The sequence below is a fragment of the Streptomyces sp. NBC_01803 genome, from assembly GCF_035917415.1.
Taxonomy (GTDB): domain Bacteria; phylum Actinomycetota; class Actinomycetes; order Streptomycetales; family Streptomycetaceae; genus Streptomyces.
The window spans coordinates 4215998-4235214 of sequence record NZ_CP109073.1 but is presented as its reverse complement, the minus strand read 5'-3'; the positions used below and the strand labels follow the sequence as shown (position 1 = coordinate 4235214).

The 19217-nt window shown below is 70.7% G+C and carries 17 protein-coding genes; 7 read left to right on the top strand and 10 right to left on the bottom strand.

Going from position 1 to position 19217, the window contains the following annotated elements; genetic code table 11:
• Positions 1 to 7: 7 nt before the first annotated feature.
• Entirely contained in the window at positions 8 to 1543 is a 1536-nt protein-coding gene (locus OIE51_RS19300; protein ID WP_326598989.1) for an AMP-binding protein, read from the bottom strand.
• A gap of 178 nt (positions 1544 to 1721) precedes the next feature.
• Here OIE51_RS19300 and OIE51_RS19295 point away from each other — a divergent pair, with 178 nt between their 5' ends.
• Entirely contained in the window at positions 1722 to 2540 is an 819-nt protein-coding gene (locus OIE51_RS19295; protein ID WP_326598988.1) for an alpha/beta hydrolase, read from the top strand.
• A 537-nt stretch (positions 2541 to 3077) separates the two neighbouring features.
• Here OIE51_RS19295 and OIE51_RS19290 read toward each other — a convergent pair.
• Both OIE51_RS19290 and OIE51_RS19285 read right to left on the bottom strand, forming a co-directional pair.
• A complete protein-coding gene (locus OIE51_RS19290) occupies positions 3078 to 4502 on the bottom strand; it encodes an RtcB family protein (protein WP_326598987.1) in 1425 nt (474 codons plus the stop codon).
• A gap of 18 nt (positions 4503 to 4520) precedes the next feature.
• Positions 4521 to 4961, bottom strand: coding sequence for an archease (locus tag OIE51_RS19285; RefSeq protein ID WP_326598986.1), 441 nt, complete (start codon positions 4959 to 4961; stop codon positions 4521 to 4523).
• 55 nt (positions 4962 to 5016) lie between these two features.
• Here OIE51_RS19285 and thpR point away from each other — a divergent pair, with 55 nt between their 5' ends.
• Entirely contained in the window at positions 5017 to 5766 is a 750-nt protein-coding gene (thpR, locus tag OIE51_RS19280; protein WP_326598985.1) for an RNA 2',3'-cyclic phosphodiesterase, read from the top strand.
• Between the two features lie 415 nt (positions 5767 to 6181).
• Positions 6182 to 6583: a hypothetical protein gene (locus tag OIE51_RS19275; protein WP_326598984.1), complete on the top strand. Its 402-nt coding sequence runs from the start codon at positions 6182 to 6184 to the stop codon at positions 6581 to 6583.
• Positions 6584 to 8026: 1443 nt separating this feature from the next.
• Here OIE51_RS19275 and OIE51_RS19270 read toward each other — a convergent pair.
• Positions 8027 to 8260, bottom strand: coding sequence for a hypothetical protein (locus OIE51_RS19270; RefSeq protein WP_326598983.1), 234 nt, complete (start codon positions 8258 to 8260; stop codon positions 8027 to 8029).
• Between the two features lie 289 nt (positions 8261 to 8549).
• On the bottom strand, positions 8550 to 8786 hold the full coding sequence (locus tag OIE51_RS19265; protein ID WP_326598982.1) for a hypothetical protein: 237 nt from the start codon (positions 8784 to 8786) through the stop codon (positions 8550 to 8552).
• 334 nt (positions 8787 to 9120) lie between these two features.
• Here OIE51_RS19265 and OIE51_RS19260 point away from each other — a divergent pair, with 334 nt between their 5' ends.
• The 3 genes from OIE51_RS19260 (at position 9121) to OIE51_RS19250 (ending at position 13370) form a co-directional block, all read left to right on the top strand.
• Positions 9121 to 10227: a helix-turn-helix domain-containing protein gene (locus OIE51_RS19260; protein WP_326598981.1), complete on the top strand. Its 1107-nt coding sequence runs from the start codon at positions 9121 to 9123 to the stop codon at positions 10225 to 10227.
• Positions 10228 to 11151: 924 nt separating this feature from the next.
• Positions 11152 to 12540 (top strand): alkaline phosphatase PhoX, encoded by a 1389-nt coding sequence (locus OIE51_RS19255; RefSeq protein ID WP_326598980.1) that lies wholly within the window; start codon positions 11152 to 11154, stop codon positions 12538 to 12540.
• A gap of 86 nt (positions 12541 to 12626) precedes the next feature.
• Positions 12627 to 13370, top strand: a complete 744-nt coding sequence (locus OIE51_RS19250; protein WP_326598979.1) for a 4'-phosphopantetheinyl transferase family protein — start codon at positions 12627 to 12629, stop codon at positions 13368 to 13370.
• Here the strand turns inward: OIE51_RS19250 and OIE51_RS19245 are convergent.
• From OIE51_RS19245 to OIE51_RS19225, 5 genes are read right to left on the bottom strand one after another with little or no spacing between them, the layout of a single operon-like run.
• The gene (locus OIE51_RS19245; RefSeq protein WP_326598978.1) at positions 13321 to 14250 is read right to left on the bottom strand and encodes an SDR family NAD(P)-dependent oxidoreductase; all 930 of its coding nucleotides are present in this window, start codon (positions 14248 to 14250) and stop codon (positions 13321 to 13323) included. The two genes, OIE51_RS19250 and OIE51_RS19245, sit on opposite strands and share 50 nt — an antisense overlap.
• A 55-nt stretch (positions 14251 to 14305) precedes the next feature.
• Positions 14306 to 15349, bottom strand: a complete 1044-nt coding sequence (locus tag OIE51_RS19240) for an SDR family oxidoreductase (RefSeq protein WP_326598977.1) — start codon at positions 15347 to 15349, stop codon at positions 14306 to 14308.
• Positions 15346 to 16668, bottom strand: coding sequence for an NAD(P)/FAD-dependent oxidoreductase (locus tag OIE51_RS19235; protein ID WP_326598976.1), 1323 nt, complete (start codon positions 16666 to 16668; stop codon positions 15346 to 15348). The genes OIE51_RS19240 and OIE51_RS19235 overlap by 4 nt, the downstream gene beginning before the upstream one ends.
• Before the next feature lie 34 nt (positions 16669 to 16702).
• On the bottom strand, positions 16703 to 17569 hold the full coding sequence (locus tag OIE51_RS19230; RefSeq protein WP_326598975.1) for a cyclopropane-fatty-acyl-phospholipid synthase family protein: 867 nt from the start codon (positions 17567 to 17569) through the stop codon (positions 16703 to 16705).
• Positions 17566 to 17817, bottom strand: a complete 252-nt coding sequence (locus OIE51_RS19225; RefSeq protein ID WP_326598974.1) for an acyl carrier protein — start codon at positions 17815 to 17817, stop codon at positions 17566 to 17568. Before OIE51_RS19225 ends, OIE51_RS19230 begins: the two co-directional genes overlap by 4 nt.
• Positions 17818 to 18312: 495 nt before the next feature.
• On the opposite strand from OIE51_RS19225, the gene OIE51_RS19220 reads away from it, so the two are divergent.
• Positions 18313 to 19164 (top strand): alpha/beta fold hydrolase, encoded by an 852-nt coding sequence (locus OIE51_RS19220; protein ID WP_326598973.1) that lies wholly within the window; start codon positions 18313 to 18315, stop codon positions 19162 to 19164.
• Positions 19165 to 19217 lie beyond the last annotated feature (53 nt).

The window sequence follows — 19217 nt, the reverse complement described above, 5'->3', positions numbered from 1 at the left end:
GCACCGGTCAGTTGATGCCGCGCTGGTGGCCGACCCAGTACGGCTGGCGCAGCTTGTACTTCTGGAGCTTGCCGGTCGCCGTGCGGGCCAGCTCGGGGCGGAACTCCACGGAGGTGGGCGCCTTGAACCCGGCCAGCCGCCGCTTGCAGTGGGCGATCAAGTCATCCTCGGTCACCGCGAAGCCTGGCTTGAGGACCACCAACGCCTTGACCGTCTCTCCCCACTTGTCGTCCGGCACCCCGATCACCGCCGCCTCGGCGACGGCCGGGTGCGCGAACAGAACGTCCTCCACCTCGATGGACGAGACGTTCTCGCCGCCGCTGATGATGACGTCCTTCTTGCGGTCGCTGATGGACAGATAGCCGTCCTCGCCGATCGTGCCGCCATCGCCCGTGTGGAACCAGCCGTCGCCCAGGGCCTGTTCAGTGGCCTCCGGCTGTTGCCAGTACCCGCGCAGGACGACGTTGGACCGGGCCAGGATCTCGCCGGACCCGGAGGTGCGCAGGCTGACGCCCAGCGCGGGGGTGCCCGCCCGGACCAGCTTCTCGGCTCGGGCCTGGACGTCGAGGCCGTCCCATTCGGCGCGGGTGCGGTTGATCGTCAGCAGCGGGGAGGTCTCGGTGAGGCCGTAGATCTGGATGAACTCCCAGCCCAGCTCGTACTCCACGCGCGCGATGGTGGTGGTAGGCGGCGGGGCGCCGGCCACGATGACGCGCACCCGGTCGCGCCCCGGGATCTCGCCCTCCCACTCGCGGGCGGCGGCCAGCACGGCGTTGACGACGGCCGGTGCCGCGCACATCACGGTCACCCCGTGCTCCGCCACCCGGCGCAGTATCTCGGCGCCGTCGATCCGGCGCTGCACCACCTGCTTGACGCCGAGGCCGGTCATCGCGAACGGCATGCCCCAGCCGTTGGCGTGGAACATCGGCAGCGTGTGCAGGTAGACGTCGCGGTCGGTGACCCCGGCGTGCAGCGCGAACGTCACCGCGTTCACCCAGGAGTTGCGGTGGGTGATCTCCACGCCCTTGGGGCGGGCGGTGGTGCCGCTGGTGTAGTTGATGGTGGCGAGGGCGTTCTCGTCGGCCTCCCACGGCACCGGGGCCACGCCGAACCGGTACAGCTCGGCGTCGGCCTCGGCACCAAGGGTGAACCGGTGCTTGACGGGCAACGCGGCCAGCGGCCTGGCCAGTTCGGGATCGACCAGAAGCACGTCGGCTCCGGAGTGCTCCACGATGTACGCGATCTCGTCCGGCTTGAGGCGGAAGTTGACCGGGACCAGGACCCTGCCGTGCCCGGCCACGCCGAAGAACGAGGTGAGCAGCCGGGCGCTGTTGTGGGAGACGACCGCGATCCGGGCGCCGGGGCCGACGCCGAGCGCGTCCAGCCCGGCGGCCTGGGCGGCGGCCAGCTCGCCGAGCCGGGCGTAGGTCAGCTCTCCCCAGGACTCGGCGGGCTGCGCTGGCTCGTCCACGACCCCGGTGCGCGTGCCGTACACCGCGACGGCGCGGTCGAGGAAGTCGCGGACGCTGAACGGCACGAACATGCCGGCCTCCATCTTCTGTGACTCATGCGGCTGTTGCCGTGCGCTTATCGGGCCATGAACGGGCGATTGCGAACACCCCCAAATGGGTGGGGCGTGGAAGCACTCAGTTCGGCATTGCCGAACGGAGTTTGGGAACTGTACGCTCGCCTCGCTTTCTGGGCCAGGGCTGGAGGAGAAGATGACGGACGCGCGCGAGCACACTTTCACCGGCGCCGGCGGCGGCGAGATCGTCGTGCGGGAGTGGCCGCACGAGCGACCCCGCTATGTCGCCCTCCTGGTGCACGGCTACGGCGAGCACATCGCGCGCTACGAGCACGTGGCGGACGTGCTGGTGCGGCACGGCGCCGCCGTCTACGGCCCGGACCACGCCGGGCACGGGAGGTCGGCGGGCGAACGGGTGCTGATCGAGGACTTCGAGCGGGTGGTCGACGATGTGCGCACCGTGGCGTCGCGCGCCCGCGCGGACCACCCCGGGGTGCCGGTCGTGGTGATCGGCCACTCGATGGGCGGCATGATCGCCACCCGTTACGCCCAGCGGTACGGGCAGGAGCTGGCCGGCCTGGTGCTGTCCGGCCCGGTGATCGGCTCCTGGGCCGCGCTGGAGGCGCTGCTCGCCCTGCCCGAGATCCCCGACATCCCGATCGACCCGACCGCGCTCTCCCGCGACCCGGCGGTGGGCACCGCGTACGCCGGTGACCCGCTGGTGTGGCACGGCCCGTTCAAGCGCCCCACGCTGGAGGCGCTGGACCGGACGCTGGCCACCATCGCGGCGGCGGGCGACCTCGGCAAGCTCCCGGTGCTGTGGATGCACGGCGACGCCGACCGGGTCGTGCCGCTCGCGGGCAGCAGGTGCGGCATCGAAGCGGTGCGCGGCACGGACCTGACCGAGCGTCTCTACCCGGGCGCGGAACACGAGATCTTCAACGAGACGAACAAGGACGAGGTCCTGACCGACACCACCCGCTTCATCGACCGCGTCCTGTCCAACGCGACGTGACCAACGCGCGTCCTGACGAACGCGCGTCCTGACAACGCGACGTGTTCAGCGCGCCCTGTTCAACGCGACCTGACGGACCCGGCCCGGATGTCGGAGCGGGCCGGCCCGGATGTCGGAGCGACCCGGCCCGGATGTCGGAGCGACCCGGCCCGGATGTCGGAGCGACCCGGGCCGGATGTCGGGGCGGGGCCGGATGCCGGGCCGGGCCGGGCCGAATGGGCGGGGCGGGCCGGATGTCGGGCCGGGCCGGGCCGAATGGGCGGGGCGGGTGTCGGGGCGTGGCCGGATGTCGGGGCGTGGCCGGATGTCGGGGCGTGGCCGGATGTCGGGGCGTGGCCGGATGTCGGGGCGTGGCCGGATGTCGGGGCGTGGCCGGGTGTCGGGGCGTGGCCGGGTGTCGGGGCGGGCGGTGCTCGGGAGGTCGTCTCCGGGCCGCCTCCGGTGGGGCGGCATCTCCGGGGACGTGCCGCGCCGGAGGCGTCGTCCGGCTCTTCGTGGATCGGCCGCGTCACCCCGGGCGCCCGGCTCGCGGGCGCGTCAGCCCTTGACCACGCCGATCGGCACCAGGCGGGCCACCTTGCCGCACAGGCCCGCCGTCTCGCTCGCCGCCACCACCGCGTCGATGTCCTTGTAGGCGCCGGGCGCCTCCTCCGCCAGGCCGCGCGGTGTCGAGCCCCGGACCGCCACGCCGGCCGCCTCCAGGTCCGCGCGCAGCCGGTCGCCGCGCACCTCGCGGGCCGCGCTGTGCCTGCTGCGCACCCGGCCCGCGCCGTGGCAGGTGGAGTGCCACGCGTGGCCGCCGTCCGGGCGGCCGGCGAGGACGTACGAGGCGGTGCCCATGGTGCCCGGGATCAGCACTGGCTGCCCGGTCGCGGCGAGATCGGGCGGCAGGTCCGGGTGCCCGGCCGGGAGCGCGCGGGTGGCGCCCTTGCGGTGGACGCACAGCCGGTGCTCGACGCCGTCCACGGCGTGCGTCTCGATCTTGGCCAGGTTGTGCGAGATGTCGTACACGAGGTCCAGGCCCGTCCCCCCGGCGTGCCGCTCGAACGCCCGACGGGTCGCCTCGCCCAGCAACTGCCGGTTGGCGCGGGCGTAGTTGGCCGCCGCCGCCATCGCCGCCAGATACGCGGCGCCCTCCTCGGAGCCGACCGGGACACAGGCGAGCTGCCGGTCGGGCACCCGGATGCCGTAGCGCGGCATGGCCCGTTCCATCGCGCGCACGTGGTCGGTGCAGATCTGGTGGCCGAGCCCGCGCGAGCCGCAGTGGATCATCACGCAGACCTGTCCCTCCCGCAGCCCCATCGCGCGGGCGGCGGGCTCGTCGTAGACGGTCTCGACGGCCTGCACCTCCAGGAAGTGGTTGCCCGAGCCGAGGCTGCCGAGCTGCCCGAGGCCGCGTTCCAGCGCCCGGTCGCTCACCTCCGCCGCCGCCGCGGCGCCGGGCAGCGTGCCGCCGTCCTCGCAGCGTTCGAGATCACGCTCCACACCGTGGCCGCGCTCCACCGCGTACCGCGCGCCCTCCGCCAGCACCCGGGCCAGCTCGCGCCGACCCAGATGCCAGACGGCGCCGCGCCCCGCGCCGCGCGGGACGGTCCGGCCGAGGGCGTCCATCACGGCCTCCAGCCGGGGCGCCAGCGCGTCGCGGTCGCAGCGCGCGGCCAGCAGCCGGACGCCGCACGAGATGTCGAACCCGACGCCGCCCGGCGAGACCACGCCCCCGGCATCGGCGTCGGTGGCCGCCACGCCGCCGATCGGGAAGCCGTAGCCCCAGTGCACGTCGGGCATGGCGTACGAGGCGCCGACGATGCCGGGCAGCGCGGCCACGTTCACCACCTGGTCCAGCGCCTGGTCACCGGCCGCTTCGGGAAGCAGCTCGGGGGCGGCGAAGACGACGCCGGGTACGCGCATGCCGCCCCGCTCCGGAATCCGGAACCGGCAGGGTCCTTCTTCGATCAGCTCCACGACGCCTCCTCTCCCGTCTCACACGTCCAGCGTTACCGAGCACCGCCAGCCGTCCGGCCCCGGCCCGAAGGCCAGGCCGTGCAGCGTCACCGCCTTGGGCACGGCCCCGACCAGCGGCAGCGCGCCCACGTCCGCCGTCCGCCAGACGGCCCGCACGCCGCCGGGGACGGCCTCGGCCCGGACGTCGAGCGGGACCTCGCCCGCCGTGTCGAGCCGGTAGACCAGCTCGTCCATAAGCCCGGTGAGCAGGTCCTCGTCGTCGTCGGCGCGGACGACCGTCTCCCACGGCTGCCCGCCGCCGCCGGCGTCGCCGTCCACCACGCCGGTCACGTCGACGAACGCCTCCACGACGCCGCGCACCGCCTCGGCCAGGCACTCCTCGCGCGTCGGTGCCCACGCCTCGACCCGCAGGTCGGCCGTGTGGGGGACGCCCCGGTGGCCCGCTCGCCGTTCTTCCACCTCTCCATGGTCGACCCGAGGCGCGGAACGCGCGAACCGGCACAGACTGGACCTGATGAGACTCTTCGTCGCGGTCCTCCCGCCCGCCCCGGCCCTGGCCGAGCTGGCCGCCACCGTGCGGACCCTGCGCGGCCTGCCGGGCGCCGACCGGCTGCGCTGGACCGAGGAGGCCGGCTGGCACCTGGCGCTCGCGTTCTACGGCGAGGTGGCGGAGGAGGCGCTGCCCGGACTGCGCGCCCGGCTCGCGCGCGCCGCCGCCCGCCACCCGGCGCCGGGACTGCGCCTGGCCGGCGGCGGGCGGTTCGGGGACCGGGTGCTGTGGGCGGGCGTCGCGGGCGGGACGGATGTGTTGCGGCGGCTGGCGGGAACGGCGTCGGCCGCCGCTCGCCGCGCGGGCGTGCCGACGCCGGAACGCCGCCCGTACCACCCGCATCTGACCCTGGCGCGCGGCGGCCGGACGCGGGTCGCGCTCGGCCCGTTCGCGGCCGGGTTGGCGGCGTTCGCGGGCACGGAGTGGACGGCGTCCACGGTCAGCCTGGTCCGCAGCCACCTGCCGACCGCCGGCCCGGCGGGGCTGCGACCGCGTTACGAGACGCTCGACGCCTGGCCGCTGACAGGCGAGCCGAGGCCGGGCCAGGGGCGGAGCCCCGAGCTGGAACCGGGGCCCGAGCCGGAACCAGGGCCCGAGCCGGAGCCGGGGCCCGAGCCCGGGCCGGGGCCTCCGGAACCGGGGCCAGAGCCGGGGCCGGGGCCCGAGCCAGAGCCGGGGCCGGAACCGGGCGGGTGCTCGGCGAGCCAGCGCTGAAGCTCCTGGTGGCGGAACGGGTACGCCGCCCCGTCCGGACTCTCCGCCGGTTCCCCGGCGTTCGTCGCGCACAGCCACGCGACGACATACGCGAATCGCGCGTCCGCACCGTTCATGGACGCCCCCTCGCATCGGACCGAGCGGCGCACTCCTCGGCTGACACTCCCTCAGTCCTGCTCTGGAGGCCGGAGTACAGCCATCCGACGCCTTCCGCCGGGGCGCGTTCGCGGCAGGTGGTACCCCCGTCCCTCGCGCCGGGTGAAGTCCTCGGCCGCCGACATCTCCAGGGGCCCGTCGCGGAATCCAGCTCCCCCGGTATGTCGCCACGGCAACGCGGCTCGGCCGGGCGGGTGATCCTCGCTCCCGGGGTCGTACCGGGTGGAGGGCGTGGGTCGTTGAAGGCGTCGTGCCGCGCATGCGCCCCGTTCTCGCGGCCGTTGTCCTGGCCGCGCTGGGCACGACGGCCGGATGTGTCACGCCCGGCCCGGCGGGGACCGGCCCGACGGGGACCGGCCCGACGGAGGCCGCGCCGGAGCCGTCCGCCGCCGCGCCCCGCACGCGCGCGGCCGAGGCCCCGACCACGCCGGAACCGACCCCGCCGCAGGGGCCGTTCACGGAGGGCCTGACCCCGCCGTCCCCCACCGCCACCGCGCGGGATTCGCCCCCGGCGCCGTCGCCGTCCCCGCCCACCGCCGGGTCCCGGACGGAGCCGGCGCCCCGTTCCGGTGGGATGTGCGAACTGGGCGCACGGGCCGGCCCGTTGGAGGACGAGGAGCTGCGGTCGATGTGCGGCCTGGTGTTCGGTCCGGTCGGCTAGCCGTACGGACCCACGGGAGACCGGGCCCGGCCCTGACGCGCCGCCGGCGAAAGACTTCGGTGAGCGCTCCGGTGGAGCTGACGCGTGCGCCGGCGTGTGGGAGCGTGAAGAGACACATCTCCGGGTGGGGGACAGTCGGATGGCCGACGAGGGGCACGGGCCGAAGCGGAGAGTCGGGCAGGGGCACGGCGGACGGCTGAGGGCCCGCGCGGCACTCCCCGGCGCGCCGCCGTTTCACCGCGCGAGGGGCCGGGCACCCGGTGCGGGTACGTTTCCGAGCCGCACACCGGAGGGCGCGTCGCGATGACCACCCCACGCCCCGACCCCGTTCCGCCGACCCCCACGCCGCCGCCGGAGCCGGGCGGCCCCGAGCCGGGACCGGCGCCGGGACCCCGGCCAGGACCGGTGCCGGCGCCTCCGCCGCCGCCGAGCCCGCCGCCCGGCCCGCCCCCGGGACCGGCGCCCGACCCCATCCCCCCGGCGCCGCCGGGCCCGGATCACCCGGAGCCGCCCGGTCCGACGCCGCAGCCCACACCGCCGCCGATGTAGGAGCCGACTGCCACCGGGCCGGCCTCAGCCGGCGCCGCGACCGCCGTCGTTCGCCTCCGCCTCGGCCCGCCCCGGCCCGCGATGTCCGCCGAGCGTGATCCATGAGCTGAGTCGCCCACTCTCGTGAGGGAACCGGCCCACGCGCGCCTATCGCCCGTGGCCTCGACGCGGATCAACGCGGCGGCCGGCCCACAGCACGGTCGTGCGGCGAAGGGTGAACGACTCGCCGGTGGTGAAATCCAGCCGCTTGGCACCCCCGGCCGAGCAGGTTCACGTCCCGGACCGTGAACACCCGCCCACCGACAAACAGTTGATCGGAGATTCGGCGCTAATAGTGGCCTCTGACCTGCGGTGTTGCGCCCCCTGGAAACCGTTACCGATCCATGGTGCCGGCGGCTCGGGGTGCGCAAAGTGGCTGGTGAGCGGCTGCCCGGGGCTCGTCATGGTGCGTAACCCCTACGGTCGTCACCGTGTCCTGCGGGGTGCGCACAGAGGCGGCAGCAGGTGCGTTCTGACCTCAGCCGCGCGTTCACCGGTCATCACCGCGCTACCGGGCTGTACCCGGCAGGTACGGCGGTACGGCGGCCCATCCATGACAGACGTGGCGGTCGGGAGTGTGACGGGATCTTCGCTCGGTTCACCCACGCTGCGGCCATGACAAAGGTGTGAGTTTCAGGCTGTTTGACAGGAACATCCGCAAGGGGCTGGTCAAAGATCAGGCCCCGGCCGACAGGAATGGGCAAGTTCATCTGGACCAGTAGGTAATGTGCCGCGCAATCCTTGATCGGAGTTCCACGAGGCACGTTGCTGCCGGGGAGAACCGGGCCGTTCTCCCCGGGGAGCCGTACGAACAGGATGTAGGGGCAGGAGTCCTGAACGCGCTGTGCCTGTCTTTTACTGGGCTCGATACGGGTTCACGCCGGGGCCTCGCAGTGCGGAAGCTTCTGCCCTTCCGCGTCGGGGCACGCCCCAAGCGTCGAACTGGCGGGAAAGCCACGTGGCCGAAACGTTGAGGTTCAGCGCCAGACGGCTCATCGGCTCCTCACCGAAGATGTATCGGTCGACGACTTCCCTTTCATGGGCGACCACCCACTCCCGGGCATCTTTGCCGCTCAGGTTGTGAACCATGCCTCGCCCTCCTTGCGCTCGGGTCGCTTTTCCGTATCGGTAGAAACGGGCGGATCCCAGGGTAGGTAGATGACCATCTTGCAGGAAGGGCATCGCTTTCCCTCCGGAGAATCATCCAGTTGAGAACCCGGGTGCTCGCATTGGCTGCCCATCGCCCAGTCCTTCTACATCTGTGAGTGGTCGGAAATGATGAAGATGTGGATCAGGGCAGGTATCACGGTAATGCGTGACCGGGTAAGCAAGGGGCCTGCCAGAGCGGAGAGAAGGCCGGTGCGCACGATGGGCAGGATCACGACGCCTCTCCGATAAATTCGATCTCCTCGGGGTCTGTGCTCCACTCGCACCCGCCGCCGGTGGGGCGGATGTAGATCTCAGTCGCTCCTCGCTTCTCCTGGCCCATGCTGTTGGCCTTGAACCGCACCAACGCTTCCCGCAGCGTGCCTTCTCGCCCGGTCGCCCGGTCGCGGACCCGGCGGAGTTGGAACGAACCGAGCCGGGGCGTGAGGCTGGCGTACACCAGCCGCAAGAACGCCTCCTCGTCGGCCTGAAGCGGTGGAGGGGAGGCGAGTACCGCCCCTCGGCCCGTAGGCTTCATCATGGCTGCCTGCCTCTCAGGTGGTCCATGCCCCCGGACTGGTCGCACGGTCGCGGGGTGCTGCATTTGCCTGACACACAGTCAACGATCTTCGTCGCCTGCCAACTTGCACATCTCTTGCACAGTTGAGATGCCGGACGGTTGAGAGGGTGGCAGCATTGATGTTGCAGTTCCGAGCGATCGATGGAAGATGATCATGAGCGGACCACCATCAGAGGTGCCGGGGCCCGGCCGGAACGTCGCCATGCTCCGTAAGGCCAGCGGGATGGGACAGACGGCTTTGGCCCGGAAGGCTGGTATCTCCGCTTCGCTCCTCAGCAAGATCGAGGTGGGCGACCGGGCGCTGAGTCAGGGTGTAGCGGCTTCGATTGCTGCGGCGTTGGGCTGCACGCTCAACGAATTGCTAGGAAAAGCCTCCACTGAACCGGCGAACAAGGAGAAGCTGACCGAACTTAGGGGAGTCATCAGACGATTCGACTGTCCCGGCGATCCACCTAGTGGTTCGGAGAAAATCCAAGCTGGACTGTCTGACCTGTTCAAACTTCGCGGTGAGGCAAACCTGGGAGGCGTTCTCAATCACCTCCCGAACCTCCTTGAATCTGCCACGAATTATGCTCATTCAGTCGGCACGCCCGATGCATGGTCCAGCGTGGCCGATGTGTACTCAGGCGTGTACTGGCTTGCCGCACGGCATCGCTGGATGGATCTTGCGGACCTAGCGGTCGTGAGACAGCGCATGGCAGCAGAACGGGCGAATCCGCTGACGGTGGCAATCGCCTCACGTGACGAGGCAGGCACCTTTCTCAACGGTGGCGACTTCGCGACGGGGCTTGCGGTCGTGGATCGGGCAGTCACAGAGGCGGAGGGACGCCTGTCGGGGAAAGCGCGCGCTTTCGGACTCGGCATCCTGCACCTTCGCGGCCTCACTCTTGCCGGTCGCATTATGGATAAAAGGGTCGCTGCTCGTCACCAGCAAGAAGCTCTACGCTGGGCGGATGAAATCCCCCAGGACGTGGGCGATCATGGAATTCATTTCGGGCCAGAGAACACAGCAACACATGTCATGGCTACGTATGTGGACATGGAGAGATATGCCGACGCCATCTCGACAATGGAAGGGATCGAGCGGGAACCGATCACTCTCCCTGCGACGAGGGTCGGCCCTCTACATATGAACGCGGCTAGGGCGCACCTTGCTCTGGGGAATCGTGAAAAAGCTCTCGACTCGCTCTCTGAGGCGTGGGAGATCGCTCCTCAAATGGCGCGCGTTCATCCCCACAGTCAGGAAACACTGCGCGTCCTGACGTCTCTGCACCGCAGAAGTAACAGGCGCCTGATGGCGCTGGCCAAGCGAGCGGGCATCCCGCACTGAGTTCGCTGTAGGTCTGCGAAGCCTGGCCCGTGAGGCACACTTTCCCGTGAGTCTGACCTGATCGGCCGTGTGTGAGCCCCGCTGCGCCTGCCGGTGGTGTGGCGAAGCTTCGTGCCGCCTGAGCGCGCGGTGTGCATCGGGGGGAGCGTGATGACCGGCGGCGGCCAGATCGGTCATGCGCTGGAGATGGTCCGAGCGGCGAAGAAGCGCGAGTCCTGTCCGCCGGTGGTGTTCGGCGGACCCCACGTGAACGTATTGGGCGAACAGACCGTCCGGCATGAGCTGGTGGATGCGGTACCGGTCGGACCGGGACAGAACTCCTTGCCCGGTTCGTGGCGTCCTTCCTCGGCCGGTTGCCGCCGCAGGATGTGCCGGGCCTGCTCACGTGCCGTGGCGGCGAGTTGTTGCGTGGCCCGGTCAATCCGCCGCGCACCGGCGTCATGGGGGCGTATCCGTGACATCTGCTGACGGTGGCGGACTACATCCGCGATGACCCCACCGTGGCGAGCAAGACGCTTCCACTACGTCTCGTCTCAGGGCTGCGTCCACAAGTGCCAGTTCCGCACCTTCATCGTCGGCTTCCCCGGCGAGAGCGAGGCGGAGCAGGAGGAGACCTACGCGTTGATCGAAGAGCTGCGACGTCTGACACCCACCCCGGAGACCCGGGCACACCTGTTCGCCCCTTACCCGGGCGACCCCGCTCTACGGCGACGCACTGCGGCTTGGGTTCACGACGGCTGCGGCGGCGGGCAGTGCGTGGGGCTACCCGGAGGAGACGGGGAGGACAGCGCCTCCGGATCGGGGGCCTCCCGCGATCCCGAAGGCATTCGCCCAGATGTCACTTTCCGTTGGGAAACGGACAACGGCCTTCCTCCTAGGGTGACAGAGCTCTCTCCAGCCCCCCTCGTCCCCGAGAGGACTGCCATGACCGACTCTTCCGCCGAAAGATCCGCCGGCTCCGCTTCCGACTCCGGTTCCGGTTCCGGTTCCGGCTTCGAGCGGCGTTCGCTCCTGCGCGGCGCCGCCGTGGCCGCGACGGCCACCGTGTCGTTCCAGGCGCTCAGCGCGCGGGCCGCCGCCGCCGCGCCCGCCCGGCGCGCCGCCGACACCGGGTACGGTCCCCTGCGCCCGGTCAAGGATCAGGCGACCGGTCTCGAACTGCTGGCGCTCCCAAGCGGGTTCGAGTACATCTCCTACGGCTGGACGAACGACGTCATGGACGACGGGACGGCCACCCCGGGTTCGCATGACGGCATGGCCGCCTTCCGGTACGGCGACAAGCTGCACCTCGTCCGCAACCATGAGCGCGGCGCCGGTGTCGCCTTCACCTCCCCGGCGTACAACCCGGCGGCCGGCGGCGGCACCACCACGCTGGTCTTCGACCCGAACGCCGGGCGGTGGCTGGAGTCCTACGGCAGCCTCAGCGGCACCATACGCAACTGCGCCGGCGGCCCGACCCCGTGGAAGACCTGGCTCACCTGCGAGGAGACCTTCAGCACGACGGCCGGCGTGCGCCACGGCTACATCTTCGAAGTGGCGTCCGAGGGCAAGGGAAATCCCGTTCCCTACACGGCCATGGGCCGGTTCAACCATGAGGCCGTCGCCATCGACCCGGCGACCGGCTACGTCTACGAGACCGAGGACCGGGGCGACGCCGCGCTGTACCGCTTCGTTCCGGCGGTGCCCGGCGACCTGTCCAAGGGCGGCCGACTGGAGGCGATGCGCATCGGCGCCGCCCCCTACGACACCCGCCAGGACGGCGAGAAGTCGTACGGCACCGTCTCCTGGGTCCCCGTCGACGATGTCGACCCGGACGCCGACACCGTGCGTTACCAGGCGCAGGCCGCGGGCGGGGCGGTCTTCGCCCGGCTGGAAGGCGCCTGGTACGGGAACGACCGCATCTACGTGATCAGCACCAACGGCGGCCCGGCCGGGCAGGGTCAGGTCTTCGAACTGGACCCGGAAACGGATGAGTTCCGGGTGCTCTTCGCGTCCCCGGGCGCCGAGGTGCTCAACGCCCCGGACAACATGTGCGTCAGCCCCCGTGGCGGCCTGGTCCTCTGCGAGGACGGCGACGGCACCGAGTACGTCCACGGACTGACCACGGACGGCGAGATCTTCCCCTTCGCGGCGAACACCGTCGACCTGCGGTCCGGCACCGCGGGCAAGAACGTCCCCGCGGTCAATCACACGAGCTCCGAGTGGGCCGGCTCGGTCTTCGAGCCGACGAACGGCAACTGGCTCTTCGTGAACGTCCAGAGCCCGGGCATCACGTTCGCGATCACCGGCCCCTGGCGCCGCGGCGCCCTCTGAGGCGCCGCCGCACGGCAACCGAACGAGCTGAGCCATCCCGAGCCGGCCCGTGGCGGCGGCGAATCCGCCGCTGCTACGGTCGCCGGGTGGCTGAGGTGGGGATCTGGGTGCTGGCGATACCCGGTCCGGGGGCGGCGGTTGACGAAGCCGTGCTGGACGGGGGCGAGGCGGCCCGGGCGGCGGCGTTCCGGAATGCGGCGGACCGGCGGCGTTACGTCGTCGCGCACGTCGCCCTGCGGCAGTTGCTCGGGGCGCGGCTCGGAGTCGGCCCGGCCGAGGTCGTGTTCGCGCGGGAGCCCTGCCCCATGCCGGGGTGCGGTGAGCCGCACGGGCGGCCGGTCGTGGCGGGCCGTCCCGACGTGCGGTTCTCCCTGTCCCATGCCGCCGATGTCGCGTTCTACGCGGTGGCGGAGGCCGACGTGGGCGTCGATGTGGAGGCGGCGGCCGTGGCCGGGGCCGGGGCGGCTCGCAGGCTCGGCGGCATGCTGCACCCCGGCGAGCGGGCCGCGCTCGACACGCTGCCCGAAGAGGTGCGCGACGACGCGTTTCTGGGGTGCTGGGTGCGCAAGGAGGCGTTTCTCAAGGGGCTCGGCACCGGCCTGGCCGGGGACACCCGGGCCCATCACGTCGGCCTGCCCGGGGAGTTCGCCACGGCGGGCGCCGACGACGGCCCCGAAGGCTGGGCCATCGCCGACGTGGCGGCGCCGGCCGGGTACCGGGCCGCCGTCGCCGTGCGGTCGGAGAACGGTGAACCCGCCGTGCGAGTCCGGCCGTTCGTCCTCAGGCCGTCGGCTCCGCGGCGGCGTTCGCCGCGGCCACCACGCGGTTGAGGCGGTCCATCCGGGTGGCCAGCGTCATACGTCCCTCCAGCCGAAACGCCGGGGGCCGCTTGCCGTCCACATCCTGGAAGTCGTAGTGCACGGCCAGGTCTCCGGTGCTGACGACCTGTCCGGACCACTCCGCGACCGCCGGGTCCGCCAGCAGCGAGGCGACCGCGCGGCCGACGTACTCCGGGGTGTGGACCACGGCCGCCGGGCCGCTGCCCAGCGCCTCCCAGGCGGCCTCGACGCGCTCGGTGCGGACGAAGCCGGGGTGCAGGGAGAGCGCGGTGACCTTGCTCTTGCGCAGGTCGTAGGCGAATCCCTTGCACATGCGGTCGGAGGCCGTCTTGAAGACGTCGTAGCCGACCTGTCCGAGGTAGATGTCGCCGTCCGAGAAGCTGATGCCGACGATCAACGACCGTTCCATGGGCAGCATCAGCGGCGTGAGCTGCTGCGTCACGTTGTACTGGGCGCGCAGCGAGCCCTCGAAGAGCTCGTAACGCCACATCGGCTGCTTCCAGTAGGCGGCGTCGAACGGCACCTCGGCCGAACGCTCGTAGCCACCCCAGGCGTTGTTGACCAGCAAGTCGAGCCGACCGTGGTCAGCGCTGATCCGCTCAGCCAGCGCCGCGTTGTCGGCCGGGTCGCGGTGGTCGCAGCGCACGGCGATGCCCTTGCCGCCGCGTGCGGTCACCTCGTCGGCCGTCTCGTCGACCGTTCCGGGCAGCGCCTCGGTGCGGTCACCGTCGCGCGTGCTGCGGCCGGTCACGTAGACCGTCGCGCCGGCGTCGCCGAGCGCGAGGGCGATGCCCCGGCCCACGCCCCGGCTGGCGCCCGTGACCACGGCCACCGAGCCGCCGAGGTCGGGGGCCTTCCATCCGTCGTTCACGCTGAGTCCTTCCATGGTGGAGCGAATTGAGCGAGTGGAGCGAGTCGGGCGGGTGTCAGCTCAGGTGGTCCGAGGCGTACGTGAGGCTGCGCTGATAGGCCACGGTGTCCGCCACGTACGGCACGCCGTAGCGTTCCCGCAGCTCGGGCATCGAGGTGGGCAGCACGCCGCCGCTGCACCAGGTGACTTCACTGACGTCGCACAGCACGGACAGAAAGGAGCGGCTCATCGGCGGCAGCCGTTCCAGCTCCTCCTGGTCGATCCGGCCCGGATCCACGGTGGGCGGGATCCTCAACATCCGGCCGCGCGCGGCGGCGTGCTTGGCGAGGACCTGGAGGCAGCCGTCGACATCCATCGCCTCCTCGCCGTAGGTGACCCAGAAGTCGCCCTTGTCGTCGCCGAGTTCGATAGCGCGCAATACGGCCTTGGAGAGCAGGTCCTGCGGCACGAAGTCCATCCGGATGCCGGGGTGGGCAGGGATGAACGGCGCCCGGCCGCGGCCGATCCAGTCGGACATGAGCTGCACGATCTGGCCCTGGGAGGTCCAGCCGGTGGTGGAGTCACCGACCAGGTTGGTGGGCCGGAAGACCGTGTGCGGGATGCCGCTCTCGGCGAGCAGGTCCTCGGCCGCCTGCTTGGAACTGATGTAGTTCCGGCAGACGTTGGCCGCTCCCAGGGGCGTCGGGGCGGTGTCCGCGAGGGCGGCGACAAAGGCCGTGCTCATGAAGTGCACGACGGCGTCGGCCCGTTCGGCGAACTCGATGATCCGGCGGGTGCCGTCGATGTTGATCGGCTGGTAACGCTCTGCGGGCAGGCCCCATTCGGTCAGCCCGGCGGAGTGGATGACGACATCCACCTCCTCCGCCAGCGCCTCCCAGCCATCGGCGCCGAGCCCGAACCACTCGGCCGTCATGTCCAACGACACGGTGGGGCCGGGGGCTTCGGGCACGGCGCTGCTGTGCGAGGCGGCGATCAGCCGTAGGTCGCCGGGACCGCCGTCGCCGCCACCCCCCGGAAGCCCCCGCGACTCCCGGAGAATGGAGCGGCCGACGACGCCGGAGGCTCCGGTGAGCAGAACGGTGCGTGGGCGTGTACTCATGCCCGCGAGTCCTTCCAGTCCATCAGCCGGGTCACCACACGCGAGCCGATGTAGAGCAGGGGCTCGGGCGGATACGCGGCGGGGGGCTTGCGGTCCTCGTTGTCGACCACGAGCAGGCGGGTGTAGTCGCTGTCCTTCCCGAGGACGAGGTCGCGCAGGACCTTGCCGCCGAGGTGGGTCATGGCGATGCCGTTGCCGCAGTACCCGTAGCCGTAGTAGACGCCATCCCCGATGGTGCCGAAGTGGGGGGCGTAGTCGCGCACCACGTCGGCGGTGCCGCCGTACGCGTAGGTGAACTCGACGTCCCGCCACATCGGGAAGAACCGCAGGAACTCCCGGTGGATCTCGGCGTAGACCTGCTCGCGGTTCATATTGCGCTGCCGCCGGTCGCGGCCCCAGTAGTACGGAGCCGGGCCGCCGGCGAACATGATCCGGTTGTCGTGGGTGAAACGGGCACAGGTCAGCAGGGACTTGGCCTCGACCAGGCCCTCCCGGCCCGCCCACGGCACGCGGGCGAGCTGCGCGTCGGTGAGGGGTTCGCTCACCATGGCGTAGGTCCAGATGGGCACGACCTTGTTGCGGAAGGCCGGGAAGGAGTCCATGTGGACGTTGGTGGCGAGGACCACCTTGTCGGCGGTGACGCGCCCGCCGGGCGTGACGACGGTGGAGCGGACGCCCCGTTCGACGTCCACGCAGGGTGTGTCGTCGTAGATGGTGACGCCCTGGTCGCGCAGCACGCGGGCCAGGCCACGGGTCAGCTTGAACGGATTGACCAGCGCGCCGCCGATGCGCATGCTCGCCTGCACCGCCGGCGAGCCGACGACGGCCTGGCTGTCGGCGCGCGACAGGATCTCGGGCGCGACACCGCCGATCCGCTCGGCCAGGGTCCGGTCGTGCTCCAGGCGCCTCACCTGAGCCGGGTCGGTGGCCACCATGAGGTAGTCGTTGGCCTCGTACTCGGCGTCCACCTTGTTCCGGCGGGTGAATCGGCCGATTTCCAGGATCGAGCGCCCGACGGCCTGGGTGGCCTCCAGAGCGCGCTGCGTCCCGAATTTGTCGACCAGCGCCTGGATGTCCTTGCCGACCGTCGGCGTGACGAATCCATCGGCCCGGCCGGAAGCGCCGTAACCGGAGTGTTTCGCCTCCACGATCCGGATGTCCAGGGCGGGTTCGGCCTCTTTGAGGAAGAAAGCCGTCCACAGGCCGGTGAAGCCGCCGCCGACGATGCAGACGTCGCAGTCGACCGTTTCCCGCAGGGCGGGGCCGGGCACGACGGGTTCCGTGTCGTGCCAGTACACGACGTGTTTTCGATCGCTCAATTGGTGCCCCTTCGCCTTGCTGTGGGAGCTGCCTTCAGACCGCTTCGAGAATCAGCCTGGACAGGCCCAGGTGACGGTTCCGGAAGTGCCCGACAGTGGCGCCCAGATACCTTTCGTAGTTGGCGACGTTCAGCTCTCCGGCGCACTCGACCGCGCGATCCCGGTTGGCCCGCAGCCGGTCCAGCCATTCCTGGCAGGTTCGACTGTAGTGATCCGGGTCGTTGCGCACGGTGACGATGTCGAAGAGCTTTTCGCTGCCCTCGATGACCTCGGACAGAGCCGGAATCTCCGACTCCGGGAAGATGGTCTCGATGATGAACATCAGGTCGCGGACGGCCTGCTTGTCCATGAGCACGTTGTTGCCCTTGATGTTCGTCTGCAGGGCGATTCGGCCCCCCTTGGGGAGCCATGACCGACACCGGGCGAAGAATTCCCGGTATGCCGCCACCCGCTCGGTCCGGGAAAGTCCGGTTCGTGCGAAGTGTTCGAAGGCTCCGATTGAGATGATCGCGTCGTACTTCTCGTCCGGCTCGTGGTCGAGCCAGTTCTCGACGCGCACCTCGGTGCGGGGCAGCTCCCTGGCCCGCAGCAACTCGGCCTGGCTGTCGCTGAGGGTCAGTCCGACGGCCTGACCGACGGCGTGCTCTCCGACCAGCCGGTTCAGCAGGCTTCCCCAGCCGCAGCCGACATCGAGCACCCGGCGGGCACCCGTCGCGCGAGCCCCCTCGATAAGGTAATCGAGCTTCCGGCGCTGCGCGTCCTCCAGCGTGTCACCCTCGCCCCACAGCGCGCAGGTGTAAGTCAGCGAGGCGTCCAGCCACAAGGCGTAGAAGTCGTTCGAGACGTCATAGTGATGCCTGATCGATTCCGCCGTGGCGCCCTGGTAGTCGACCGTCGTCACGCCTCGACGCTGCCCAGCTTCGTCGTCTCCGCGAGGCGCACGAGGTCGCCCACGGTCTTCACCGACGCCGCTTTGCTGGGGTCGAATTGGATCTCCAGGTCGTCCTCGATGGTGTAGACGATGTCGGCGATCTGGAGGCTCGACAGGCCGACCTCGTCGAAGGTCGTACCCTCGTTGAGGGTGAACGAATCCGCCTTGCTGCCGAGCTTCTTGGCTATGAGGCCGCACACTTCTTCAGCGGTGATCACGTAATTAACCTCTCCTTAAGAGTGAATTAATGGGTCCGCCTCGCCACCGTAACGGAAATGAAACCGGGATGGGGCGGGCCGACTCTTCTCGCTCGCGGTCAGGCTTCTCGTGGCCGGCTGGTCCGGCGCTACGCCGCGACATCGCGGCTGGGAAAAGAACTCTGTGACCCGAGGTGGGGGTGGCCACCGGAAGGCACCCTTTGGTTGAACACGCGATGACAAACTCAGGTCAATCCGCGCGTCCCCCGTGGAGCGCCGTGGGCCATCTTGCACGACCGGGGAAGCCATCGCCAGTATCTTCGGCCAACTCATTGCATGAATTTGTGAGTTCGGCGGGAAGGGGGTGCGACGGCGGGTCGTTCGGTGTACTGTCGGCCACCACCGATGGCTACGCACATCGGGTTATCGCCATACACCGCCCTGAAGACGACCACCCTGACCAGGTATGACCAGGTCGTCATCCGGGCCGTATTTCAACGACCACGGGGGTCGAAGATGGCTGAGGTGGAGCTGTCCGCCGGCACCATCGAGTACGAGGACACGGGGACCGACGGTCCCGTCGTGGTGCTTCTGCACGGCGTCGCGATGAACGGCTCGCTGTGGCGGCACGTGGTGGCCGACCTGCGCTCCGGCTTCCGCTGCGTCGTCCCGAACCTGCCGCTGGGCGGCCACCGTCGGCCCATGCGCCCGGACGCCGATCTGTCGATCCTCGGAGTCGCCCGCCTCGTCGAGGAGTTCCTCGACCGCCTTGACCTGCGCGATGTCACGCTCGTCATGAACGACTGGGGCGGCCCGCAGACGCTCGTCGCCGAGGGCCGCGACCAGCGGATCGGCCGACTGGTCATCACCTCGTGCGAGGCGTTCGACAACTACCCGCCCGGCCTCCCGGGCAGCAATCTCCTCGCCGCCGCCAGACTCCCCGGCGGCCTCAACGGCGCCTTCGGGCTGCTGAAGTTGAAGCCCATGCGGCGACTGCCCATGACCTGGGGACGGATGAGCAAGCGGCCGGTCCCGCACGACGTCATGGACGACTGGTTCCACCCGCTGTGGACGTCCAAGGAGATCCGCCGCGACCTGCGCAAGTATGTCTTGAGCGTGCCACCCAAGGCCGAACTCCTGGCGTGGTCCGAGCGGTTACGCGACTTCGACCGCCCCGCGCTCGTCGCGTGGGCCGCCGAGGACAAAGTCATGCCACCCGAGCACGGGCGGCGCCTCGCCGAGCTACTGCCGCACGGCGAACTCGTGGAGATCGCGGACAGCTACACGCTGATCCCCGAGGACCAGCCCCAGCGACTCGCCGGACACATCCGGGAGTTCCTGCTGAAGCGGCCGGCCGGAGCCGGCTGATCCGCCTGCTTCCGCAGGACGACGAACGCCCGACGCCTTCAAGCGCGCGACCG